The organism is Vibrio sp. dhg (assembly GCF_003443775.1).
In the GTDB taxonomy this organism is placed as follows: Bacteria; Pseudomonadota; Gammaproteobacteria; order Enterobacterales; family Vibrionaceae; genus Vibrio; species Vibrio natriegens.
Genome location: NZ_CP028944.1, coordinates 808356 through 831028, shown reverse-complemented (window position 1 = coordinate 831028; position 22673 = coordinate 808356). Strand labels below are relative to the sequence as shown.

Annotated in this window: 23 protein-coding genes; 15 read left to right on the top strand and 8 right to left on the bottom strand. The window is 44.0% G+C overall.

The genetic code is table 11. The annotated features are described in order from the left end of the window. Position 1: 1 nt before the first annotated feature. Positions 2 to 1264: an L-methionine/branched-chain amino acid transporter gene (yjeH, locus tag DBX26_RS19425; protein ID WP_118120639.1), complete on the bottom strand. Its 1263-nt coding sequence runs from the start codon at positions 1262 to 1264 to the stop codon at positions 2 to 4. Between the two features lie 179 nt (positions 1265 to 1443). On the opposite strand from yjeH, the gene DBX26_RS19420 reads away from it, so the two are divergent. The 3 genes from DBX26_RS19420 to DBX26_RS19410 all read left to right on the top strand — a co-directional run bounded on the left by DBX26_RS19420 (position 1444) and on the right by DBX26_RS19410 (position 3564). Then, positions 1444 to 1899: an Lrp/AsnC family transcriptional regulator gene (locus DBX26_RS19420; protein ID WP_014233760.1), complete on the top strand. Its 456-nt coding sequence runs from the start codon at positions 1444 to 1446 to the stop codon at positions 1897 to 1899. A 41-nt stretch (positions 1900 to 1940) separates the two neighbouring features. Beyond that, a complete protein-coding gene (locus DBX26_RS19415; protein WP_065297796.1) occupies positions 1941 to 2855 on the top strand; it encodes a LysR family transcriptional regulator in 915 nt (304 codons plus the stop codon). A gap of 94 nt (positions 2856 to 2949) precedes the next feature. Then, complete coding sequence (locus tag DBX26_RS19410) at positions 2950 to 3564, top strand: LysE family translocator (protein ID WP_118120638.1); 615 nt, start codon at positions 2950 to 2952, stop codon at positions 3562 to 3564. Between the two features lie 121 nt (positions 3565 to 3685). On the opposite strand, the gene DBX26_RS19405 is transcribed toward DBX26_RS19410, so the two are convergent. Then, the gene (locus DBX26_RS19405) at positions 3686 to 3907 is read right to left on the bottom strand and encodes a hypothetical protein (protein WP_118120637.1); all 222 of its coding nucleotides are present in this window, start codon (positions 3905 to 3907) and stop codon (positions 3686 to 3688) included. Between the two features lie 262 nt (positions 3908 to 4169). Then, on the bottom strand, positions 4170 to 5603 hold the full coding sequence (locus tag DBX26_RS19400) for a glyceraldehyde-3-phosphate dehydrogenase (protein ID WP_020334141.1): 1434 nt from the start codon (positions 5601 to 5603) through the stop codon (positions 4170 to 4172). 812 nt (positions 5604 to 6415) lie between these two features. Here DBX26_RS19400 and DBX26_RS19395 point away from each other — a divergent pair. Next, positions 6416 to 7399: a Gfo/Idh/MocA family protein gene (locus tag DBX26_RS19395; protein ID WP_118120636.1), complete on the top strand. Its 984-nt coding sequence runs from the start codon at positions 6416 to 6418 to the stop codon at positions 7397 to 7399. 91 nt (positions 7400 to 7490) lie between these two features. Here the strand turns inward: DBX26_RS19395 and DBX26_RS19390 are convergent, their stop codons facing one another. Both DBX26_RS19390 and DBX26_RS19385 read right to left on the bottom strand, forming a co-directional pair. Further along, entirely contained in the window at positions 7491 to 8828 is a 1338-nt protein-coding gene (locus DBX26_RS19390; RefSeq protein WP_118120635.1) for an MATE family efflux transporter, read from the bottom strand. Positions 8829 to 8960: 132 nt separating this feature from the next. Beyond that, positions 8961 to 9275, bottom strand: coding sequence for a DUF496 family protein (locus tag DBX26_RS19385; RefSeq protein ID WP_014233767.1), 315 nt, complete (start codon positions 9273 to 9275; stop codon positions 8961 to 8963). Between the two features lie 379 nt (positions 9276 to 9654). On the opposite strand from DBX26_RS19385, the gene DBX26_RS19380 reads away from it, so the two are divergent. The 8 genes from DBX26_RS19380 (at position 9655) to DBX26_RS19345 (ending at position 17724) form a co-directional block, all read left to right on the top strand. Then, on the top strand, positions 9655 to 9870 hold the full coding sequence (locus DBX26_RS19380; RefSeq protein ID WP_024373000.1) for a hypothetical protein: 216 nt from the start codon (positions 9655 to 9657) through the stop codon (positions 9868 to 9870). A 157-nt stretch (positions 9871 to 10027) separates the two neighbouring features. After that, positions 10028 to 10672 carry a YceH family protein gene (locus DBX26_RS19375; protein ID WP_014233769.1) on the top strand — a complete coding sequence of 215 codons (645 nt, stop codon included), beginning with the start codon at positions 10028 to 10030 and terminating at the stop codon, positions 10670 to 10672. Then, positions 10672 to 10986: a GIY-YIG nuclease family protein gene (locus DBX26_RS19370; RefSeq protein ID WP_014233770.1), complete on the top strand. Its 315-nt coding sequence runs from the start codon at positions 10672 to 10674 to the stop codon at positions 10984 to 10986. Before DBX26_RS19375 ends, DBX26_RS19370 begins: the two co-directional genes overlap by 1 nt. Positions 10987 to 11281: 295 nt before the next feature. After that, positions 11282 to 12379: an autoinducer 2-binding periplasmic protein LuxP gene (locus DBX26_RS19365; RefSeq protein WP_065300812.1), complete on the top strand. Its 1098-nt coding sequence runs from the start codon at positions 11282 to 11284 to the stop codon at positions 12377 to 12379. Then, entirely contained in the window at positions 12379 to 14952 is a 2574-nt protein-coding gene (gene luxQ / locus DBX26_RS19360; protein WP_118120634.1) for a quorum-sensing autoinducer 2 sensor kinase/phosphatase LuxQ, read from the top strand. The genes DBX26_RS19365 and luxQ overlap by 1 nt, the downstream gene beginning before the upstream one ends. A 174-nt stretch (positions 14953 to 15126) precedes the next feature. Next, a complete protein-coding gene (locus DBX26_RS19355) occupies positions 15127 to 15582 on the top strand; it encodes a MarR family transcriptional regulator (protein WP_014233773.1) in 456 nt (151 codons plus the stop codon). A gap of 33 nt (positions 15583 to 15615) precedes the next feature. Next, positions 15616 to 16674, top strand: a complete 1059-nt coding sequence (locus DBX26_RS19350) for an HlyD family secretion protein (RefSeq protein ID WP_014233774.1) — start codon at positions 15616 to 15618, stop codon at positions 16672 to 16674. Between the two features lie 12 nt (positions 16675 to 16686). Further along, positions 16687 to 17724: a DUF2955 domain-containing protein gene (locus DBX26_RS19345; RefSeq protein ID WP_118120633.1), complete on the top strand. Its 1038-nt coding sequence runs from the start codon at positions 16687 to 16689 to the stop codon at positions 17722 to 17724. Between the two features lie 28 nt (positions 17725 to 17752). Here DBX26_RS19345 and DBX26_RS19340 read toward each other — a convergent pair whose 3' ends face one another. Beyond that, on the bottom strand, positions 17753 to 18412 hold the full coding sequence (locus DBX26_RS19340) for a flagellar brake protein (protein ID WP_118120632.1): 660 nt from the start codon (positions 18410 to 18412) through the stop codon (positions 17753 to 17755). A gap of 232 nt (positions 18413 to 18644) precedes the next feature. Beyond that, on the bottom strand, positions 18645 to 19571 hold the full coding sequence (locus DBX26_RS19335) for a DMT family transporter (protein ID WP_162889775.1): 927 nt from the start codon (positions 19569 to 19571) through the stop codon (positions 18645 to 18647). Positions 19572 to 19720: 149 nt separating this feature from the next. On the opposite strand from DBX26_RS19335, the gene DBX26_RS19330 reads away from it, so the two are divergent. Continuing rightward, positions 19721 to 20176, top strand: a complete 456-nt coding sequence (locus DBX26_RS19330) for an Lrp/AsnC family transcriptional regulator (protein ID WP_014233778.1) — start codon at positions 19721 to 19723, stop codon at positions 20174 to 20176. 50 nt (positions 20177 to 20226) lie between these two features. Here the strand turns inward: DBX26_RS19330 and DBX26_RS25830 are convergent, their stop codons facing one another. Beyond that, the gene (locus DBX26_RS25830; protein WP_076633452.1) at positions 20227 to 20460 is read right to left on the bottom strand and encodes a hypothetical protein; all 234 of its coding nucleotides are present in this window, start codon (positions 20458 to 20460) and stop codon (positions 20227 to 20229) included. Positions 20461 to 21285: 825 nt separating this feature from the next. On the opposite strand from DBX26_RS25830, the gene DBX26_RS19315 reads away from it, so the two are divergent. Both DBX26_RS19315 and DBX26_RS19310 read left to right on the top strand, forming a co-directional pair. Beyond that, the gene (locus DBX26_RS19315) at positions 21286 to 21954 is read left to right on the top strand and encodes an SH3 domain-containing protein (RefSeq protein ID WP_118120631.1); all 669 of its coding nucleotides are present in this window, start codon (positions 21286 to 21288) and stop codon (positions 21952 to 21954) included. Positions 21955 to 22088: 134 nt separating this feature from the next. Beyond that, positions 22089 to 22568 carry a hypothetical protein gene (locus tag DBX26_RS19310; RefSeq protein ID WP_020334158.1) on the top strand — a complete coding sequence of 160 codons (480 nt, stop codon included), beginning with the start codon at positions 22089 to 22091 and terminating at the stop codon, positions 22566 to 22568. The last annotated feature ends 105 nt before the right edge of the window (positions 22569 to 22673 follow it).

Here is a 22673-nt window from a genome sequence, read left to right as displayed (position 1 = left end):
GTTATTCAATCACTTTTGATTCGCGTTTTGATCTTAATTGCTTCCATGGCAATGACAGCAGGACAAAAATCGTTAGCGCATACAGCATGGACCAACCTAAGCAGACAAAGACGCCAGTGCAAAGAATCAGAGAAATTCCAGCCAGAGCTTTGCCAACGCCTTGCAGCAGCTTGTATGCCGCGAGCATGGCAAGCAGATAAACCAGCACAAAAATGCTGTTCGCGAGTTTAAGGAAAAACTCTAAATCAAGTTGAGATAGTGTACCTGCCACACAGGACACAAACAGGATGAAGCCAACCAGCAATGTTGCAGAGGAAGGAACGCCCCGATGCGAGACTTTCGCCAGTTTGCTGTCTGGACGATATTCACGAGCTTGACTCCAGACCATTCGGGACAAGCTTTGAGTGTATAAATTGACACTGGCAAAACAAGCAGAAAAGCCGATCACGCTGATGATCCATTTGGCACTGTCTCCCAGTAGCTGCGCACTTAGCCAAGGTATGGAGGCATTATCAAACTGAGGGGTGCCATAAGCGCCAAACTTTAATATCACAACCGAACATGCCCAATAGGTTGCGCCAGCAACGAAACATCCGACAATAATCGCGATAGGAAAGTCGCGTTGTGGGTTCTTAAACTCTTCGCCCATGTGTGCAAATGCTTCTATGCCGACAAAACACCAAAACATCACAGCAAGCGCTGAAGTAATAGGCCAAATCGAGTCGGTTGTGACGGCAGGCATGGTTAGGTCAACACTGCTGATTTCTCCTTTCCATAGAAATGCACCAACCAGCGCAAATACACTCAGTGCGATCACTGTTTGCAAACGCCCTGATGACTTTGTTCCTAGCAAGTTAACCAATATCAGCAGCGCGATGGTGAGTACTTGAGCGAATAAGTCATTGTTTAGTGGCTCAGGCAGAAGTTGTTTGAGAAAACCAGCGGCAAGTGCGATAGCTGCTGGGATCCCCACCGGGATCACACTGACAAACAGCCAGGCAACGCTACTTTCTAATTTTGCATTAAACGCTTTTCGGACAAAGAAAGCGGTGCCGCCAGCGTTGGGATATCGCTTACCTAATTGAGCAAACGTCAGAGCAATCGGGCAAATTGCCGCGAACAGTAATATCCATGCCCAGAGTGAAAAATGCCCTGCAATACCTGCCGCAATCGCCGGTATCATAAATAGACCTGTGCCCATCAATGTGGTGGAAAGTTGGGCGATGCCGGATATAAGTGAGATGTCTTTTTTGAGCTGTTCCATGCTGGTCTCTGACGGTGTCGAACTAAGGGAAGTCTAAGAATAAATGAGTTCTCAAATACAAAATGCGTTACTGCACCGCCAATATGACGGTTGTTTCAAATAATTCCAACAAAATGTTGGTTTCTTATGCATTTAAAATCGTTATAAAATGAAGAAAATAAGGAAGAAGCGGTAAGTTTATGGACAAGTTTGATCACAAGATCATTGATATTCTCCGGCACAATGCTCGGCTGTCAGTCACTGAAATCGCAGAAAAAGTGAACCTCTCTCGCTCGGCGGTGACGGCTCGAATTCGTAAGCTCGAAAATGACAAAGTTATCTTGGGTTATCATGCAGAAATCGCCTCTAATGAAGGGGATTCAATCTGCGCTTATTTTGCTCTGAAGTTCGATACTTCCACCTCAACGTACTACTGCGAATCTTACGCAAATGAGTTATATAAAATTGATGGGGTGAAATGGTGTCATGCCATTAGCGGAGAAACCGATATGATGGTCTTTGTCGAGGTTCCCAACATGAACCGACTGAATGAGGTCAGAGACCAAATTCAACGCTTTCCCGAGCTTCGCCATCTCATGACTCATACTGTATTAACCGAGTTTTTTAATACCACTGGGAATAAGTTCGTTAAGTGATCGGCAAAGCCAGACGTAAGTACCATTCAATCGGATAAACAATGCTAAACCACATCAATTTAAACTTGCTGAGATCCTTACATGTTTTGCTCGAAGAGTGTCATGTAAGCCGCACTGCCCAGCGACTGAACATCACGCAGTCTGCGGTGAGTCGTCAGTTGGCTCAACTCCGCGAGCTGTGTGGTGATCCACTTCTTATTCGCCAGGGTAATCAGCTGATTCCTACACCAAGAGCGATAGCGCTAAAAGAAAAACTGGATGCGTTACTTGCGGAATTTGACCATCTTTTGGATGACAAGCCATTTGAGCCCAAAGACTGGCAGGGAGAACTCGTGATTGCGTCGAGTGATTACGTTGCCCAATATGTTCTACCGGATATAGCGTCGCACCTCAGTGAGTTCGCGCCACAACTTGATATGGCTTATCGGCTTTGGCAGCCAGACTTTCTGGACAAACTGCATGAGCTCGGCATTCACATCGCTTCTTCTATGTACCCCTCCAAACCAGAAGGCGTATCGAGCATCAATATCGGCTCGGATAATTCGGTTTGTCTGATGAAAGATTCTCATCCGCTGGCTAAGTGTAGAAGTATCAGCGCGAAGCAACTCGTCAGCTATTCGCACATTAAGGTGACGGGAGGTGGTGACAAGGACTCCAGTGCTGATCTGGCGTTAAAAGAGATGGGTCTGGAGCGTCATATCGCATTTAAAGTGCCTTTCTTCTCTGCAGCCGTAAACAGACTGGTAACAAGTGACAACCTTATGGTCGTGCCGGAACATATTGCGCTGAACCTTGCCAAGCATTGGCGTTTAGTCAATAAGCCACTGCCTTTTGCAACCCAGACACATGAATATTGGTTGATGTGGCATCCAAAATACGACACCGATCCTGCCCATCGTTGGGTTAGAGAACAAATTCGGACAGTGATGAAGCTATCGGAATACTCTATTCATTAAGTTATGATTTCAAGTCATAACCTTTATGAAAAACTTTGATTTCTATTTATATCCCTTCACTTGATAGATTGATACCAAATGAGGAGAGGATTTTATGACACTAACAGTTTGGCTATCACTTTTTACCGTATGTTTGTTGGGCGCTATGTCTCCAGGGCCTAGTTTGGCGATTGTCGCTAAACATGCTTTGGCTGGTGGCCGTCTTAATGGGTTGGCGACAGCGTGGGCACACGCATTTGGTATCGGGATATATGCATTTATTACTCTGATCGGTTTGGCTGTGGTTTTACAGCAAAGCCCGCTACTGTTTAAAGCGATCAGCTTGGCGGGGGCAGTGTACTTGGCCTATTTGGGGTTTAATGCTCTGCGTTCGAAAGGCGGTGTAGCGGCTAAGCTTGAATCTGGGCAGGAAACCACCGTTGCACAGTCGGCAAGAGAAGGCTTTTTTATCTCTATTCTCAGTCCTAAAATTGCACTGTTCTTTATCGCCTTATTTAGCCAGTTCGTTGCTCTGGGTAATGATCTGAGCAACCAAATGATCATTGTTGCTACGCCGTTTATCGTTGACGGTTTGTGGTACACGTTCATTACTATCGTACTCTCGAGCTCGCGAGTGGTTGATCGTATTCGCTCAAAAGCGGTGTTGATCGATCGCTTGTCTGGCGTCGTGCTTATGTTGTTGGCTCTGCGTGTGGTTGTAACGATATAAATTTGATTTCCAGAACATAAAAAAAGCACCCAGCTTGTTCAAGGCTGGGTGTAAGCAAGGAGTTTCTCAGGAGCTTTGTTAGCTTTTGGGGACGAGGGGGTTGAGAAACACTTTAATTCTCTTATCGGCGAACTTCTTCAAATTCGCCTTCTATCGCGTCTGCTTTTCCAGAATTAAATTCATATTCTTGCTGCATCTCTTTCTGCATGTACTTGACGCGCTTCTCAATACGTTTTCCGGTAATCAGTGCCGCGATGGTCAATGGGATCGCCATGATAAGGCTAAATACTAAAGCAAAAAGGCCTGTAATCAGTGCTAGTGCTGTAACGATGATCCGATTCATAAACTTGACCTCTCTATTCGTCTATGTGTTCAGATTACCCCTGTGAATATGAACGAAACATGAACAATCGGGCTCACTATGTCTGAGGAATGTCAAAGACTGAAGAAAGTTAAATCGTATGAATAAAAAACGCCTGAGGGGAAGCTCAGGCGTATAAATGGGGAGTTAAGATTAGTAGTGCGCTTTCGCGCTTATTATAAAGAACAAATGTTGAGGTATAGTTCGCTACACCATGTGGTTAACGTTGTGGAGCAATGTTCACCTATCGAGGGAATGTTTGGTAACGAACACCCATCATTTGTTCCATACAGTGCACAACTTGGCAGCTGTAACCGAATTCGTTGTCGTACCAGATGTACAGTACACAACGCTTGTCTTGTGCGATAGTCGCTTGACCATCAACTACGCCAGGGTGACGAGAACCAACTAAGTCTGTTGAAACGATTTCAGTTGAGTCTGTGTAATCAATCTGTGCTGATAGCTCAGAATTCAGAGCCATTTCACGTAGGTAGTCGTTAAGTGAATCACGATCCACGTCTTCACCTAGGTTTAGGTTTGCAACTGCCATTGAAACGTTTGGCGTAGGTACGCGAATCGCGTTACCTGTTAGCTTACCAGCTAGCTCTGGCAGTGCTTTTGCTACTGCTTTTGCTGCGCCAGTTGAAGTCAGAACCATGTTCAGAGATGCACTACGTCCACGGCGATCGCCTGAGTGGAAGTTATCGATCAGGTTTTGGTCGTTAGTGTAAGAGTGAACCGTTTCGATGTGGCCTGAAAGTACACCGTACTTATCGTTCAACGCTTTCAGTACTGGTGTAATCGCGTTTGTTGTACAGCTTGCTGCTGAGATGATGGTGTCTTCTTCTTGAATCACAGATTCGTTTACACCAAATACAACGTTCTTGATATCGCCTTTACCTGGTGCAGTCAGAAGTACTTTCTGTGCGCCGTTACATGCTAGGTGCTGGCTTAGACCTTCTGCATCACGCCAAACGCCTGTGTTGTCTACAACAAGTGCGTTGTTAATGCCGTAAGCGGTGTAGTCAACTTCGCTTGGGTTGTTTGCGTAGATGATTTGAATGAAGTTACCGTTCACAATCAGTGCTTTACGCTCTTCATCAATGATGATGCTACCATTGAATTGGCCGTGTACTGAGTCACGACGAAGTAGGCTAGCACGCTTCTCTAAGTCGCCTTTTTTACCACCACGTACAACGATTGCACGAAGTCTTAGTGGGTAACCAGGGCCGCTCTTTTCAATAAGAAGACGAGTTAGTAGACGCCCGATGCGACCAAAACCGTAAAGAACCACATCGCGAGCTTTCAGAGAAGAATCTGCATCACGAGCACCTTGAAGTGCTGTTTGTAGGAAATCATTTAGTGAAGAAGTGTCTTCGTGCTCATTCCAATACTTAGTTGCCAGATGACCAATATCAACGCGGCTAGACGAAATGCTCATTTCACATAGTGCTTCAATGATAGGCATTGTTTGCTCTAGAGAAAGAGGGCTTCCAGTGTATCGTCTTGCTACGCGGTGAGTTTTGAGAATGTCGATAGTTGTGGCGTTGATAAGCGTCTTACCGAACAGAACCACTTCAATTCCTTTTTCACGATACAGCTTACCGATTAGAGGGGAGATAGATTCAGCAATCGTTTGGCTAGTTTGCCAGTCTTGGAGATATTTCTCTGGACTCATTGTTGTATTGGACCTTTCACGTTTTGGGGGCTAACCATACTCGCCGCTAGTACCTCTACGGTAGAGCGTAGGAGTCTGGTGGTAATGTAATCGGGTTGTAATAATTATGGGGCGGATTCTACGGCTGAAGGGCTTATTCTGCTAGGAAAAATAAACCTAGTGAAAATCACTGTTTTATGGCTTATCTGTGGAGGATTAATGTGACTAAGGCGTCGTATTTAAGGTGTTGACATTTTTAAAAATGCAAACTTATTTTGCGATGATAATGCTTACTATCATGGGTTTTGATTGAAATATAAGATCTCATTTACATAAATATGTGATGTGAATCGATAACACAACTCTGGAGGTAAACATAAAAGTCTTAATTATGTTCTTTATCAACTGAGACTAATGGATGGGATGAAATGTGCTTCTGAGGTTCAGATTTAATATCAAAAATTTGCATCAAATCACAATATGAACTGGGATTTATAGCGCCAAAAATACCATTAACCATATAAAGATTAGGTTTATTGTTCGCGAGAAGAGCAAAATCATAATGATCATTCGAGCTAGGGAGCCACAAAACGGGTTCAAATTACCAGCCCTGTGAGGAGAGGTTGTTGAGGTTTATCAATAAATCGACGATTAGCTGCGATAAATACTATACCTTAAGTGACGCTGTCACAATTATGAGTCATAAATTGTGGAACACGTAGCGCAGCTATTCTTTCGCTATCTGGCGTTGTTTATTCAGATAAACCTTGTTTAAATCGATTAGATAAGCTGAAGTCACTTGGCGTTTACGATCAAAATTAGAAGGAAATGACATGTTTAATCTCGCGATTATTGGGACGAACTGGATATCTCAACATTTTGTTGAAGCAGCGATACAAACGGGGGAGTTTCGTCTCAAAGCCGTATATTCGAGAGAGTTTGACAAGGCGCGTTCATTTGGTGCGCCATACCATGCGGAGACTTGCTACGACAGTTTAGACGCTTTGGGCAATGATCCGGATATTGATGCGGTTTACATTGCTAGTCCAAACTCGCTTCATGCACCTCAAGCGCTGCAAATGCTAAAAGCGGGTAAGCATGTCATTTGTGAAAAGCCGATGGCCTCAAATTACGCCCTTGTACAAGAAATGTTTAAGTGCGCTGAAGAAAATGAAGTCGTGCTTTTTGAGGCATTTATGTCGCCTTATACTCCCAACTTTACTGTGTTGAAAGAAAGCCTGCCTACCATAGCTCCGTTAAGACACGCTACGATCAGTTATTGCCAGTATTCCTCTCGCTATCAAAAGTATTTAAACGGTGAGAACCCGAATACGTTCAATCCGGATTTTTCCAATGGTTCGATTATGGACATCGGCTATTACTGTCTGGGGTCGGCAATTGAGTTGTTTGGCGAGCCAAATCAGGTTCAGGCCAGTGCGGTTGTCTTGCCATCCGGTGTGGATGGATGCGGGAGTGTGACCCTTGCCTACGACGATTTTAACGTCAACCTTCTGCATTCAAAAGTAAGCGACTCGCTTATTCCAAGTGAATTTCAGGGTGAGCAAGGTAGTGTCCTAGTCGATATGATCTCCACGGGTCGTGGCGTCGAACGCATTCTTCGTGGTAAAGAGAAAGAAGTACTGACCCTGCCACAAACCGAAAACCACATGTTTTATGAAGCTAAAGCTTTTGCCAAGCAACTTAAGTTAGGTGTGATTGATGAGAGCACCAAACAACGTTCATTGACGGTAGCAAAAGTCCTGACTGAAGTCAGAAGACAAACTGGCGTTGTTTTTCCAGCGGACAAAATAGCTTGATGTATTAGAAGGCTGTATTTAACTCAACGAATGAAGCCCTCAATATAGAGGGCTTCATTATTGTGATATGTGATCTTATTGGTTTATAGACTTAGTACGCGTTATGCCTTTCGGACAGCGATGCGATAGTGCGACGATAAGTGAGATAAGCAGCGATGCCTGCGCAGATATTACCCAGACAAGCACCAAGCAGAAGACCTCTGATTCCCCCAAGCTGAGAACCAACCCATAAACACGGCAGGAAAAAGACGAACAGACGTAACGCCGAAACGGTTAGCGCCGTGTATGACTTACCTAATGCATTACAGATAGAAACCATAAGCATACATACGCCCAGAGAGCCTAAGCTAATCGGGACGATCATCAAATGCATTTCTAACACTTGCTCAACCTGAATATCGCTGGTCATTAATAATGCCAGAGGATTCGCGACAGCAAAGGTAATAACGGCAATTAAGAGCTGGAAGATCAGAATAAACTTAACCGCAATACTCACCAGCGATTGAATATCATCATAGTTTTTTGCGCCAAGTAATCGCCCTACCATTGGCGGTAGAGACATAGTTAATGCGAGTACAGAGACAATGGCGAAAAACTCAAAACGCGATCCCAGCGCCCATGCCGCGACGGCAGCCGTACCAAATCCAGCCAGTAGCTTAGTTGCGAGCATGGAAGACAAAGGAGGTAAGAGTTGGCTTATCATCGCAGGCCCCATGATATTGCCGATGGAACGGACACTCTTCACTACGTTTAGATCTTGCCATTGCGTTGTGGCCCAATGGCTCTTTTTGACTCGTGGAGCCACGACCAAAATACCAAAACTGAACGCGACAATTGTCGCAAGCGCTGCGCCATTAATGCCGAGATCGAAGGTAAATATGAAGATCGGATCGAGAACTAGGTTCACACCGCTGGTGATCATCATCATGGTGCCTGGCAACATGGTATTTCCGTGGGCTCGACAGATGCTGTAGTAAAAGTAGAGGAGGGCACCAGTCCAGGAGCTCAGTAACCACCATGGCCAGTAACTATCGATGATAGGCATAACCGTATCCGGTGCGCTGAGCATGGATAATATCGGGTAACGAAGCAACCAAATTAACACACTGATTATCGCAACTCCTACCGAGCCTATCATCAGGACTAAACCGCCAAGTTGTTTAGCATAGCGTGTTTCATTGGCTCCTAGTGCTTTAGAGATAACCGCTGTTGTTGCGATGCCTAAGCCAACCTGAATACCGATCACGACCATTTGCAGTGGCAGTGTGAATCCTTGTACCGCCAAAGGTAAGACGCCAAGTTGGCCGATAAAAGCACTGTCCACAAGCTGAAAACTCATCAGTGATAAAACACCAAAGAGCATGGGCCATGTCATCGAGAACAATTGCTTGGCTAATGTAGGTTGAGGACTGATCGTAGTTGAGGACATAGAAAGCTTATTCAGTTATTAGGTTTGGGATAACGTTGGTGCAATTGTACACACCACTTTAATCCGTGACAAAAACAAACCCCGAGCAAGTTGTCTTACTCGGGGTTCAAATTATAACAGAACTATTGGTGTTTATTTCTTGCCGCTAGTTTGCTTGTCTTCTTCCGTCAGTTCACGAATGCGACGGCTGATGTCACGACGTGCTTTAGAGATTTCTGCGCTCTTGATGATGTGGTCATCAACACGATCTTCGTAATCTGCTTTCATGTTTTTGATGATCGCTAAGATGTCGTCGTGAGTCATCTCTGGCTTGATGTAGTCTAGAAGGTTTTCTAGCAGGTCTACACGTTTGCGGTTATCACGAACTTTTTTCTCGTTATCAAGAAGCTCTCGTTTCAATTTATTCTTGCGACGAGCTTGGTTAACGATTTCAAATACGCTACTCATAGTTCCCTTTCCTAATTTGTGAATATCTTTCTCGATTAAAGCACAACATCCCGTAGCATAACAGTCTTTAGATCAATCACGACGATGAGTTGAACACTTCTCGACCAATCATTGTGTGACTTGCCTTACAACAAGAAACCATCTCAGTTTTATGCCTGTTGAGCCTGATTTGGCGCACCTCAGAGCAATGGTGATTTCACGCTTGAAATGATTCATGCATTACAATTCTCGTGTTTGAATTGGCAGCCACCGCGAAACAAAACGTGTCTTTGTGCGACTTAGTTTGGATAAATATGTGTTTGATACGGGGTTTGAGTAAATCGATGCGTTGTCATGATTGAGCCTTCACTATATTATCAGCATCATTAAATACAAAATGATGACACTTGATATGGACTCTCGTAACACTGCGGAGCAAGTCGACAGTCAAGATAGTGAACAAGTCACGAGTTCTTTGGCTGAGAAGTTAAAAACAGCATACATCAATGCACGCGATCAACTTGAACTTACAGAAGTTGAACTCAATCGTTCGAAAATAATGATGATTGATGAAGATGGTAATCTGAGAAAAGTACCTATTCTCTCCGAGCACTAAGTCCTATCCCGATTCACAAAAGGGGTCAGGTCTTAGTCTATGCTTTAGCCTGACTACCTTATATTCAAGCGCTTTCTAACCTGTTCAGGTTTCAGCCTGACCCTCTAGAGCGGCTTGAGTATAAAATTCAAATGCAAAAAATAATAAGGAATGCATTATGAAAGTTGAGCTAACGGCAATAGAAGCACGAGTAATTGGTTGCCTGATCGAGAAAGAAGTGACGACTCCCGATCTTTATCCCCTTAGTCTGAATGCACTTACCAACGCATGTAATCAAAAAAGCAATCGTGAGCCAGTAATGTCGTTGTCCGAGTCTGATGTATTAGATGCGGTAGATGCGCTGATTGAACGTCGACTAGTCAGTGACGAAAGTGCTTTTAATAGCCGAGTGAGCAAATATCAGCACCGTTTTTGCAATACAGAGTTTGGCGACCTGAAACTGACTGAGCAAGAAAAAGGCATTGTATGCTGCATGCTGTTGCGCGGGGCTCAGACGCCAGGTGAGATTCGCACCCGAACTAACCGCCTGACGACGTTTCGCGATGTTAAAGAGGTGGAAAACGTTCTGGAACACTTAGCGAGCGAAGAAAAAGGTCCATTAGTCGTAAAACTGCCACGAGAGGCTGGTAAGCGTGAATCTCGCTACATGCATTTATTCTGCGGTGAAGTGGATGTCTCTGCTATCGAGACAACAGCGACTGTGTCACCGAGCTCAGATCGTGTTAGTCAGCTTGAACAAGAAGTGGCAATGCTTAGAGAAGAACTCGAAGCTTTGAAAGCTCAGGTAGAATCTCTGCTTTGATGAGTGATTGTGTCGAACAAGTTTGGAGTGTTTATCTGATACGAAATAACCGGAATGCACTCTATTGTGGTGTAACCAACAATATTGAACGCCGGTTTAAACAGCATCAAGATGGCAAAGGCGCTAAGGCACTAAAAGGTAAAGGGCCATTAGTTCTGGAATGGACCATGAAATTTGATTCCAAGAGTCTGGCGATGAAAGCTGAGTATTTTATTAAGCAGCTAGCTAAAACGAAAAAAGAGCTATTAGTTGAATCAAAAGCGTCTCTTGGCCTAGATGAACACCACAGCTTGATATTTACCGTTCGTCGTTAAACGCCGATAAATGGTCGAATAAACGCATGACACCGACTTACGAAGAGCCGCCGATTCCTATAAGGCGGCTTCTTTTTATCTAAAAGATGCGTTCATAATGTTATGAAATATAATGCAATATTCGTTTGTTATGTAAGACTCATCTGACGCATAATGCATAACGAAGAAAATGTTATTGAAACCAGTACTTAGTGGAAGGTAGATTACAATAGTTCAACGCGCCCAAGTAACGGATGACTCGGCTAGATAATAAATAGAGTGAATTAGACTCGATATAAAACTAATAGAGCAACAGATGAAAAAAGAGTTAATATTCTCCCTTGTATTAGTAGCTGGTATTGCCCCAGCAGCACATCCATCGCAAGTCCTGAATGGATATTGGGAATATCAAGAGTTTCTGAAAGAATTTCCGGAGCAAAAGCAACTAACCAACGCACTGGCTGAAGCTGTCAGAGAAAAACCGATTCCGGTGACTAGCGATAAAAAGCGTGAACTGAAGATTTCTGTCGTTTACCCAGGGCAGCAAATCTCAGATTACTGGATCAGAAACATAGATGCTTTTGAAAAACGGTTAGATAAGCTAAATATTAACTATCAGCTCAATCAGGTTTTTACCCGTCCAAACGCCGATATCAAACAGCAAAGTCTGTCTTTAATGGAGGCTTTGAAAAGCAACTCGGACTATCTCATCTTTACGCTCGATACCACCAGACATCGCAAATTTATTGAGCATGTCTTAGATTCGAAGAAAACCAAACTGATCTTACAAAACATTACGACACCAGTAAGAGATTGGGATAAACATCAGCCGTTTCTTTATGTTGGTTTTGACCATGCTGAAGGCAGCAGAAAACTGGCGAAAGAGTTTAGTCAACGCTTCCCCCAAAACACTCACTACAGTGTGCTTTACTTTTCAGAAGGCTACATCAGTGATGTAAGAGGGAACACATTTATTAACCAGGTAAACCGTGACAGCAACTTTGAGCTACAATCTGCATATTACACCAAGGCGACAAAGCAGTCTGGGTATGAGGCGGCAAAAGCCAGTCTGGACAAGTACCCTGATGTCGACTTTATTTATGCTTGCTCAACCGATGTCGCTCTTGGTGCCGTTGAAGCGCTAGCAGAACTCGGGCGCGATGATATTATGATTAATGGCTGGGGAGGAGGCTCTGCAGAGCTAGACGCCATTTTAGATGGAGAGTTGGATATAACCGTCATGCGTATGAACGACGATACTGGTATTGCGATGGCAGAAGCCATAAAGTGGGATCTGGAAGGGAAGTCAGTACCAACTGTATATTCTGGTGACTATGAAGTCGTCACCACATCAGATTCTCCCGAAAGAATAGAAGCCTTAAGAAAGCGCGCATTTAGATACTCAGATAATTGATGACAAACACATCAACCAGAAAGCGTCGCTCTTTGTCGACGCTCATAACTAAAATTATAATTCTCGTTCTTGCTCCGATAATTTTAGGCATATTCGTTCAGAGTTATTACTTCTCCAAACAGATTATTTGGCAAGAAGTCGACAGGACAAAGCAACAAACATCTGCCCTGATTCTGAATATTTTTGACAGTCATTTCGCTGCGATACAGATCCACCACGACAGCAATTCTAAAAGCGATGTGGTGCTTGATTTTTATACTAAGCGGGATGAAGAAGCCTTAAATTTCTTTTTTCTGAGCATTGACCAGAGTGATCCTGCACACACGCCTGAAATTCGCTTCCTCACTAACCATCAAGGCATTATCTGGGATGACGGAAACGCCCATTTTTATGGTATTAATGACTCGATACTCGATACTATTTCCAATAGCGTCACATTCACCAATAACTGGTACTACATTACGTCACTAACGCCAATGGGCGCTCGTCATTTGCTGGTGAGAAGAGTCCCCGTACTTGAACCCACAACGGGCGAAGTGATGGGTTACTCCTACAATGTTGTCGTTTTGGACAACAACTTTGGCTTGATGGAAAGGCTGAAAAACGAAGGTAACGTCGATAATGTTGTACTCATCTCCAATAACTTACCTCTAGCCAACTCGTTGGCTGGTGATGAGTCTTACAAAATATTTGATGTTCTGAAACGTAGAGAATCTCAAGAGAAGCTCGACCAACTATTGATTATTAAGACACCAATTGAGGTGAATGCGGCTCATACGGATTTATCTCTATTGACGGTTCAGGATAATCAAAGTGTCGTTACCCTGCAGGTTCAGCATCTTTTGGCGATGATGGCTTCGGTTATCGGGATGATCTTGATCGCCTTACTGACCAAAGAGTGGATAGAGAATAAAGTAGCAGAACAGCTTGACTCCTTAATGTCGTACACACGTTCAGCTCGCGAAGAAAAAGGGTTTGAGCGATTTGGCGGGTCAGATATCGAAGAGTTTGATGATATCGGGACGACGCTAGAAAACACTTTTGAAGAACTTGAAGCACAAAAACGCTCGTTCCGTGACCTGTTTAACTTTGCTTTATCGCCGATCATGGTGTGGTCTGAAGCTGGGGTTCTGATACAAATAAACCCAGCGGCGAGAAAAGAGCTGGTGCTCGAAAATGATAATAAAACCATGCCTCCCGTGTTTAAGAGCTTTAAGGAAAAATTACTTCCTCACCTGCGTATGGCATCGCAAGGCGCAACTCTTACCGGAGTGAATGTACCAATTGGCGAAAAAGTGTATCGCTGGAACTTGTCTCCCATTCTGGTGGATGGCGATCTCAGTGGGATCATTGTTCAAGGACAAGACATTACAACGCTTATCGAGGCTGAAAAGCAAAGTAATGTCGCCAGAAAAGAAGCAGAAAAATCCGCTCAAGCTCGCGCTGATTTCCTCGCTAAGATGAGTCACGAAATTCGAACGCCAATTAACGGTATTTTAGGTGTCGCTCAGTTATTGAAAGGTGCCGTTAAATCGCAAGAACAGAGTAACCAGATAGACGTGCTTCGTCATAGTGGTGAGCACTTACTTGCTGTTTTGAATGACATTCTAGATTTCTCGAAAATCGAGCAAGGGAAATTTAATATTCAAAAACACTCGTTTTCCTTCACCGATACCGTTCGCACTTTAGAGAATATTTATCGTCCGATTTGTGAAAGTAAAGGCGTGGAACTGGTTATTGAAAACCAGTTGGATCCTCAAGTCGCACTCTTTACCGATCAGGTTCGCCTCAACCAAATTATGTTTAACCTGCTCAGTAATGCAGTCAAATTTACGCCATCAGGAAGTGTTCGGCTAAGCGCGGTATTGGATCAGTTTGAAGGGGTTGAGAACAGTGTGCTGGTGGTTGAAGTGTCCGATACGGGTATCGGTATCGACCCGAACAAACTCGAGCAAATGTTTGAACCGTTTGTGCAGGAAGAGGAAACGACAACGCGTGAATACGGTGGTAGCGGTTTAGGGCTGACAATCGTCAAAAGTTTGGTCGATATGTTAGACGGTAATGTCCAAGTTTACAGTCAAAAAGGGGTTGGAACGACATTTGTTGTAACGTTGCCAGTTAGAGACCGTGAACGTCTTTCAAGTGAAAATAAACCCGACCAACATATCAACCCTGAAGATATGTTTAATCAAACGTTGAAAGTCCTGCTTGTTGAAGACAATCATACTAATGCGTTTATTTTAAAAGCCTTTTGTAATAAGTATGAAATGCAGGTTGAATGGGCAAAAGACGGGCTCGAGGCCATCGAACGGTTAAAGCACCATAGCTATGACTTGATCTTAATGGATAACCAACTTCCGCATCTCGGTGGTATAGAAACCACAAAAGAGATTCGCCGAAACCTCAAACTAGGCACGCCGATTTATGCTTGTACGGCAGATACTGCAAAAGAAACAGGTGATGCGTTTATGGAAGCGGGGGCGAACTACATCTTACTCAAACCGATTAAAGAAAACGCATTCCATGAAGCGCTGTTGGATTACAAACAGCGATTCTTAGTCGACTGGGTATAAGAAACACATCAGCTCCTATCAGGCACAACGCAAGTTGTGCCTTTTTTATTACCTAAGATCCCTCTGCAACAAACTTCTCTCCTTGAACTTAATGTGATTTTTGTCACAAAGTTATTTACTTAGCATGCTAACTAATTTATATTACTTAGCATGCTAAGTAATTGGGTGTTTGTAATGATTCAAGACATCGACATTTTGAGAGAGCTTTCCGTTGCGGAAAAGTTATCTCGCGTCTCACGTTTATGGAAAATGGTCGCAGACCGAGAGCTTGAGCCACTGAACCTGACGTATCCGCGCTGGACTGCCTTATGGAAGTTACATCGCATGGGGGACAACGTCAGCCAGAAGCATCTCGCGGAAGCACTAGAGATAGAACTGTCGTCATTAATGCGAACCTTAAAATTACTCGAAGAGCAGTCTCTGGTAATACGACGTTGTTGTGAATATGACAAGCGCGCCCGTATTGTCAGCCTGACTGATGACGGTAAAGCTCTTATTACTCAACTAGAGAGCCGAATCTATGAGGTTCGTAGAAAATTACTGTCGGACATTAATGATGATGAGCTTAAGGCCATGGGATTAATCCTAGAGCAAATTGCTCGCAATGCACTCGATACACTTAGCGAATAAGTCAGAAAACCTAAAAAAGAGAAGTTGAATCCTATGACTCCAGACCAAAAGTTCGCGCGCTGGATTAAATATTCATGCGTAGCGTTTGTCCTTGTCTTTGCTTACTTTCTAATTGCCGACCTGGCAATGCCTCTTACGCCTCAAGCAATGGCAACTCGTGTGGTAACCAAAGTGGCGCCTCGTGTTAGTGGGCAAATCACAGAAATCTACGTCACAAACAATCAGGAAATCCATAAGGGTGAAGTACTGTTCCAGATCGATCCACAGCCTTACCAACTGGCGGTTGAACGTGCTCAGCTCAATCTGGATCAGGTGATTCAAAACAATGACCAGCTGGATGCATCAATCGCCGCTGCTAAAGCGGATGTGGAAGCGAGCAAGATTGTTGCAGAGCAAAAGGTGAGAGAAGCGGCGCGTTTGAATAAGCTGTTCCACCGAAACGGTACTTCTCAACAGCAACTAGATGATGCGCAGAGTAGCGCTACTGCTGAAAAAGCCAACCTGTTAGCAGCACGTGCGCGCCTGAAGGAGCTTGAAGTAAGCCGTGGTGAAATAGGTGAAGATAATGTCAGCGTGCGTGTTGCGCAGAACCAACTCAAGCAAGCTGAGCTCAATTTGTCTTACACAAAAGTTATTGCTGAGCATGATGGTATCGTTGCCAACCTTCAGTTGGAAGTGGGTGCTTACGCCTCTGCGGCAAGTCCTCTGGTTGCATTAGTTTCAGATGACGTTGACATCATTGCGGATTTCCGAGAAAAGAGCCTGCGCCACTTTAATCGTGACAGCCGAGCATTGGTTGCTTTTGATAGCTTGCCGGGTGACGTTTTTGAAGCTCGAATCACAAGTATTGATGCTGGCGTAAGTTCTGGTCAGTTCGATGCTGATGGACGACTTGCCACACCGACAGAGACGGACCGTTGGGTTAGGGATGCACAGCGCATGCGTTTGCATTTAGCGATTGACGATCAAGAGCAGCACTCGTTCCCTGCCGGAGCGCGTGCAACCGTCCAACTGTTGCCTGAGAATACGATCTCTGGGTGGTTTAGTAACCTACAGATTCATTTCTTGAGTGCTCTGCATTACATCTATTAATCAGGAGGTGGTATGAAGTTATGGGACCACCCCATGTCTGAGAATGATCTCAGGCAGTGTCTTCGAATCGCCACTGGCGCTACGATAGGCTTTACCGTATGTAAACTTTTCGGCTGGAACTACGGTGTGTTTTACACGGTAACGCCTATGCTGCTGCTCGGCATGGTTCCTGTGATGAGTTTGCATGCGGCTAGGCAGATGATATTTGCCGCCTTAGTTTGTGGCCTGGAAGTTGGTATTCTTGCTGGACTGTTTGGCAGTCATCCATTCATGATGACGATGATTGCATTTGGATTATTTCTGTACAAATTTGCTTGTATGTCGAAGGGAAGCTTATTCCTATTTGGTGCGAGTAGTGTATTGAACCTCAGCATCATGCTGCACTTTTCCAGTTATGTCAGTACCGACCTAAATGATCTTATCTTCAGTAATCTGGAAGCGAATGTTCTTTCAGTTGTTGTTGCGTATTTAGTGACGTTTCTCATCCCAGATGCGGAGCCTCGTCAGCCACCAGCCAGACCTTCGGGGCCGAAGAAAAGCCACCGCATGCGTCATGAAGCTTTGATGGGAGCAAGCATCGTAACCATTTCGTTTCTGGTTTTCCAGGTTTTCGACTTAAGTGACTCTCTGTCGGCGCAGGCGACGACGATATTGCTGTTGTTTCCGATGCATTGGAATGGTGCCCTAGGTTATGCTCGTAAAAGAGCGATGGGCACGTTACTGGGGGTGACGTTCGGTATTACCAGCCAGCTAGTGCTTTATGACTGGTCAGATACCTTGTTATTTGTCGTACCTCTGCTGTGGATTGGCGCAATGATTTTCAGCTATATGCACGTTAAAGAATCCAGTGGATCCGGAGCGGGCTTTGGTGGACTCACCACGTTAGGCATTTTATTTGGTCAATACTTAAGCCCAGGTGGTGATTTGATCTTTAGTGCGTTGTATCGGGTGAGCAGTATCCTGTTTGCCATTGTTGCAACGCTACTCGTGACCTATCTGATACATCGATTCCTCAACAGCTTCGAAGCAACTCGCTTTGGCGAACAATAGCCGTTCAAGTTGCTTTTAGCATTAAACGTTAGTTGCTGGACAGAAAATACTGTTCCAGCAACGCTACTTTCAGCTGGTCAGTCATTGCGATTGGCTTTTCAAACTTAATGCCAATGATCCAGCCTTTGGCTAACTTTTTGATGTTTGCGATTAAGCAATGATTGTCGCTGCCTACATAAGCACTAAGTGCTGAATCAACCCTGACGTTATCACCCACTTGGAATTCCGGTTCAAATAAGGTCGAGATGCCAATCCCAGCTATCGAAAAGTCAATCAGGCTTCCGTCGTAGACATGACCGCCATGGTCAATAGTGCAGTCCATTTTCAATTTGTAACGTTCAAATTCGCGCACGGGTTTTGTGGCAAACGTCGTCGGTATTCGGACGAATAAAAGAGGGGATGGGTGGCTAATGTGCATTAACACACTGGATTTGAATGCAACTACGTGCCCGAGCTCCGTGTCTGATACACCACGAACAACGACGTCTGCATTATTGAGTCTTCTAATCGCATGATCTTCCAGCAGCTTTGTTGGAATATCAATAATCAGATAGGCGTTTTCTTTCAAGCCCAAATAAGTTGTAACGTATGAGCTGCTCTTTTGAGGACCAAGTTCCATCTCTATGGATAGCTTAGTTCCTGGTTTCAAGAAATGACTCAGTTCATCTTTCGTGTGCGTTGCTGGCATGTCGTCAAATAATATAATCCCTTATTGTTTGGGAGGCTATCAGAACACCATTTGTTCAGGCAACATACTTTATGTAAATAACTGCCTATTATAGCTTTTTAATCTCTTCAAACACCACGCTATCCTCGTTTTAATCCAAAAGTGATTGCAAAGTGACCACTTGTCTAATAATTCCATGTTCGCAAAAATTAAACTTGTGGTCACAACAACCTGTTTAAAAGGCTAACTTATGCTAACGATGTACTGGCGGGCGATAAGGTTGGCTAAGGTCATTTCTCATAAATATCTGGCTCGCGATTATACTGCCACACGTTACTAGCGTTAGGGCAAGCCATGTGAGTGTATCGGGTTGCTCACCAAAGATTGGGATCGCCAGCAACGTAGCAATGACTGGAGTTAAAGAGCCAAACGCTGCACTGGCTTCCGCACCAATGATTCGGATCGCGTATATAAAAGTATAGGAAGCGATTAAGCCAGCGCCTACCCCTTGAAGCATGGTGTGCCCGAACAGTTCTTTCCATGGCCAGTACTTCATTGGTGTGACGGCTAAATGGCTGTCTATCCAGCCGAAACCGACCGCGATGATAAGCAGTGCTAACGAGATTATCGCTACAAAGCCAGCACAGACATGAGCATTCAGGTTGGCGACACGCGCGCTGATGGTAAAGACCGCCCACATCAAACTGCCAGTAAGAAATAGTAGATGTCCTTGTAATTGTGACCAGTTGTAATCAGTGCCCGTATTGGAAAACAAGAAGACAAAGATACCCAACAGTACCGTCGTTAGGCCAAATAAACGGTGTTTACTTAATGCTTGTTGATAAAAGAGAACAGCGATGGCGGAGACAAATAACGGTAATGTGCCGGGTATCAGAGCACTGGCATGAGACACTGGGGCGAGGTGCATCGCGCTACCAACGAGCAGTAAGTAAGGCAGCCCACTCCCCACTACAATGCCTGTTAAATATTTATTGGGAATAACGCTAATGGTTTTTCTGTTCTTTAGGACAAAAGGGAGCAAAACCAAGCTGGGAATCAAGAATCTGACTAATGCGATATCGGCTGGTTGAAGTGCTGAGATTGCGCCTGCTTTGAGAGAAATGAAAAAACCGGACCAGAGAAGTAAGGTCACTAATATTGCTGCGTATCCCAGAATCATGCTTAACATATCCAATTTGTTATCGATTTGTTCATTGTCGAACAAAAAGGACGCTCAGTGGTGGCAAGTTATGACGTGATTTATTTTAATGTTAGTGAAAAAACGCGTATAACGTATAAATGTTGATGATATTTGGCAGACAATGAGAAATGGACAAAATAGACAGGCAGTTGCTTAACCTGATTCAAAAAGATGCCACTCTGACGACGGCTGATCTCGCTGATCAAGTGGGGCTTTCACCTTCTCCATGCGCAAGGCGAATAAAGCGTCTTGAGCAAGAAGGGGTTGTGAATGGATACCGGGCTATATTATCCCGCGGTAAGGTTGGCATCGCGATGACGGTATTTGTCGAAGTCAGTTTGAATAACCACCAAGCCTCTTCGATTGATGAATTTGAATATTCGATCGTTGAAATGGACGAGGTCATCTCATGTCATGTGGTGTCGGGCGCGTACGATTATTTGTTGGAAGTGGTCAGTAAGGATCTTGAAGGCTATGAAAACTTCACCAGAAAACTACAGAGGTTGGAGAACGTCAAAGACATTCATACCCATTTAGCCATACGAGAAGTAAAGGGGAATGGGAGCCTTCCGGTTTATGCTTGATCAAAAAAGCGAAGTCCGTTTACTGACTTCGCTTTCGAATTCTTTACGATTTATTGGCTATTTTTGTATTGTGATATTTCACAATTGCCGGTCCGTCTATCTACTTTAAATGAGAAAGCAGCTGAATGGTATTCCCTCCCATCGCTCCAAATTGTTTCTCCGAAGATTTTACAAAGGTCCAGATCACTGATTGAACCGAATTGTTTTACGTGCCTAACTACTGACAAAAACTTGGCTTTAGTAGTATTAGGGTCTTGCCTGTTACTTAGTCGATTGATAACCATTTTTGTAGCATCATCCCAGCCAGTTGTGACTATTTGTTAAACTTTATTAACGGCTAAAGTAACCAATTATTAGCCACAAGTAAAGCATTATTGTGACCTATGTCTCTTAAAATTATCCAGATTGAATGCAAATGATTCAAATTGGTGCGGCAGATTATGGTGTGGCCGAATTTATGTTTCTTTGATGTTTCGCAGATGTTAAAGCGCTTGCTTCTCTCTCGTAGACTGAGGCTAAACCAAGATAAAGTGAGGATAATTTAGTATAGTCTTCAGCAAGTTGATTCGCATTCGTCTGATACCACTCCGCGGTAATCTGGTTTGACATCTTTTCTGATAACTTACAACTTTGAGCTAATTTCTCCCAACCGTTGGCGGACCACTGAGATTGTGTACTGAGTTTGGTTATTTCACTGGCTTTTTGAGTTAATTCTTTACGGTATTGTATAGATGCGTCCAGCTGAGTTTGGAGCATATCTCGACGAGACTTTACGCGCCAAAGCATCACTAGCTCGTTGGGAGAAAACTCCTTGGATAAGAGTGGTCGTTGTTTATGTTCAATCAGAAGTGCGTTGAAGACTTTGACATGCTGATTGTACTTAGACTCTAGCCTGTTGAATTCATTCAGATTATCATTCCATGAAGACGGGGTGCATGGCACATTTGAATAGCATACCGATGGGAAGACGAAAAGCAAAAGTATCCATTTAAGCTTGTTTATCATTATTATTCACGTTAGTTAAGCGACTCTTTTAACTATAGTTTATTGCTGGCGAAGTATAATCAAGTATCTTTTGGGATATTTGCCCAAAATAGAAGGGAAAAGATATGAAGAAAGCGCTTATCGTGATGATGGCTGTATTACTGCTTGGAGGCGCTGGTTTTGGTTATTATTTCTTCTTTATGCAAAAGGATCAGCCAGAACCGACAACAGAAGCCTCTTCTCCTGAAGCTAAAGTAAAAGAAGAAGCGTCAAAACCTGTCATGGATTTGGAATCTGTACCGCCTGAAACGACCGAGTATTACGTGATTGAACGTCAGGTTAGCGCGTACAACAAACCAGACCATAACGCGTTAGTTGTTGATACGATCTACAAAGGGGAAAAGGTCGTCGTTTTGGAAAAGTCTAACGGTTGGTATCGCATCTCCGATTATCTCGTTTATGAGGACGGCGGTGAAGAAACGGCGGAATGGTTAGATGCAAAAGGGCTGTCGGATGCTGAACCAGTGATTAAAGAGCAAGAGCGCTTAGAGATACTCGATGGGTATTTACAGAAGTCAGACGATTTAAAAGACAATCTAGAAATATTTCGCAACAAGACACAACTGCTGTTGGACGACAATACGTGTGAGCCAGAAGATTTCACAGAACTTGGCGGGTGGGTTCGTTCTGTGACTTACAAGCAGCGAAATGTGTACTTCATATACTGTGGTGGTTTAGAGCAGGAAAACAAAATCTATCTGGACGTCAATAGTGGCGAAATATTCTATCGTTAGATGCAAGGCGTTTACGTAATGGCAAAGATGGAATCAGAGATTTAGATCTTTTTAGTTGTTCAGCTTGATCAATAGGCATACTATCATCGGGCCGGGTGAGTAAACTCGGCCGTGTTTTGTTTTAGTGAGATTTCATGCCTCTGATTTATCTTAGAAAGCTATTTTTTCTGCTGCTTGCAATGGTATTACTGCCAGTGCATGTTTCGGCTGCCCAAGCAGATCAGAAAGCTCACTTACCGCATTTCAGTAAACTGCAGCCTTTTGTTGCAGCAAGCACATCCCCAATTTCAGACGATGATTTTTCTGAGGCGTCAGAAGAGTCCACGCGCGCGCCGGTATCTGAAGGTCATGCAAATTCAGATTCGTCGGCGATATTTAATTCGCAACGTTGGCTCTCTCATGTCCGAGAAGGGCTTGATGAAGAAGATGTCGATTTTGTCGGCGACCTCAATGCGCCTTTCTATGCGGATGTTGGCTATAGTTACAGCCTGATCAATATTAACTGGCGTCAAAACCAGTCCATTTTTCATCATTTCACAAGCGACTATCGCCTTTCTGGTTGGAAAGAAACCAACGCGATGTATGTTGCTCTCAATAGTCAGTTTTCTGCCTAAACACCATCACTTTGCACATTCTGTGCAATCTCAACACGACGACGGTATTCATCAGAACAGATCTGTGTTCTGAGCATTCTTTATCCTGGATTATTTTCTGGGCGT

Coding starts and splice junctions, on each gene's coding strand:
- DBX26_RS19380 (WP_024373000.1), top strand. CDS start 9,655: ATGACACTTGATATGGACTCTCGTAACACTGCGGAGCAAGTCGACAGT.
- DBX26_RS19365 (WP_065300812.1), top strand. CDS start 11,282: ATGAAAAAAGAGTTAATATTCTCCCTTGTATTAGTAGCTGGTATTGCC.
- DBX26_RS19345 (WP_118120633.1), top strand. CDS start 16,687: ATGAAGTTATGGGACCACCCCATGTCTGAGAATGATCTCAGGCAGTGT.
- DBX26_RS19310 (WP_020334158.1), top strand. CDS start 22,089: ATGCCTCTGATTTATCTTAGAAAGCTATTTTTTCTGCTGCTTGCAATG.
- luxQ (WP_118120634.1), top strand. CDS start 12,379: ATGACAAACACATCAACCAGAAAGCGTCGCTCTTTGTCGACGCTCATA.
- DBX26_RS19340 (WP_118120632.1), bottom strand. CDS start 18,412: ATGCCAGCAACGCACACGAAAGATGAACTGAGTCATTTCTTGAAACCA.
- DBX26_RS19355 (WP_014233773.1), top strand. CDS start 15,127: ATGATTCAAGACATCGACATTTTGAGAGAGCTTTCCGTTGCGGAAAAG.
- DBX26_RS19400 (WP_020334141.1), bottom strand. CDS start 5,603: ATGAGTCCAGAGAAATATCTCCAAGACTGGCAAACTAGCCAAACGATT.
- DBX26_RS19420 (WP_014233760.1), top strand. CDS start 1,444: ATGGACAAGTTTGATCACAAGATCATTGATATTCTCCGGCACAATGCT.
- DBX26_RS25830 (WP_076633452.1), bottom strand. CDS start 20,460: ATGGTTATCAATCGACTAAGTAACAGGCAAGACCCTAATACTACTAAA.
- DBX26_RS19405 (WP_118120637.1), bottom strand. CDS start 3,907: ATGAATCGGATCATCGTTACAGCACTAGCACTGATTACAGGCCTTTTT.
- DBX26_RS19410 (WP_118120638.1), top strand. CDS start 2,950: ATGACACTAACAGTTTGGCTATCACTTTTTACCGTATGTTTGTTGGGC.
- DBX26_RS19315 (WP_118120631.1), top strand. CDS start 21,286: ATGAAGAAAGCGCTTATCGTGATGATGGCTGTATTACTGCTTGGAGGC.
- DBX26_RS19415 (WP_065297796.1), top strand. CDS start 1,941: ATGCTAAACCACATCAATTTAAACTTGCTGAGATCCTTACATGTTTTG.
- DBX26_RS19370 (WP_014233770.1), top strand. CDS start 10,672: ATGAGTGATTGTGTCGAACAAGTTTGGAGTGTTTATCTGATACGAAAT.
- DBX26_RS19385 (WP_014233767.1), bottom strand. CDS start 9,275: ATGAGTAGCGTATTTGAAATCGTTAACCAAGCTCGTCGCAAGAATAAA.
- yjeH (WP_118120639.1), bottom strand. CDS start 1,264: ATGGAACAGCTCAAAAAAGACATCTCACTTATATCCGGCATCGCCCAA.
- DBX26_RS19375 (WP_014233769.1), top strand. CDS start 10,028: ATGAAAGTTGAGCTAACGGCAATAGAAGCACGAGTAATTGGTTGCCTG.
- DBX26_RS19335 (WP_162889775.1), bottom strand. CDS start 19,571: ATGATTCTGGGATACGCAGCAATATTAGTGACCTTACTTCTCTGGTCC.
- DBX26_RS19395 (WP_118120636.1), top strand. CDS start 6,416: ATGTTTAATCTCGCGATTATTGGGACGAACTGGATATCTCAACATTTT.
- DBX26_RS19350 (WP_014233774.1), top strand. CDS start 15,616: ATGACTCCAGACCAAAAGTTCGCGCGCTGGATTAAATATTCATGCGTA.
- DBX26_RS19390 (WP_118120635.1), bottom strand. CDS start 8,828: ATGTCCTCAACTACGATCAGTCCTCAACCTACATTAGCCAAGCAATTG.
- DBX26_RS19330 (WP_014233778.1), top strand. CDS start 19,721: ATGGACAAAATAGACAGGCAGTTGCTTAACCTGATTCAAAAAGATGCC.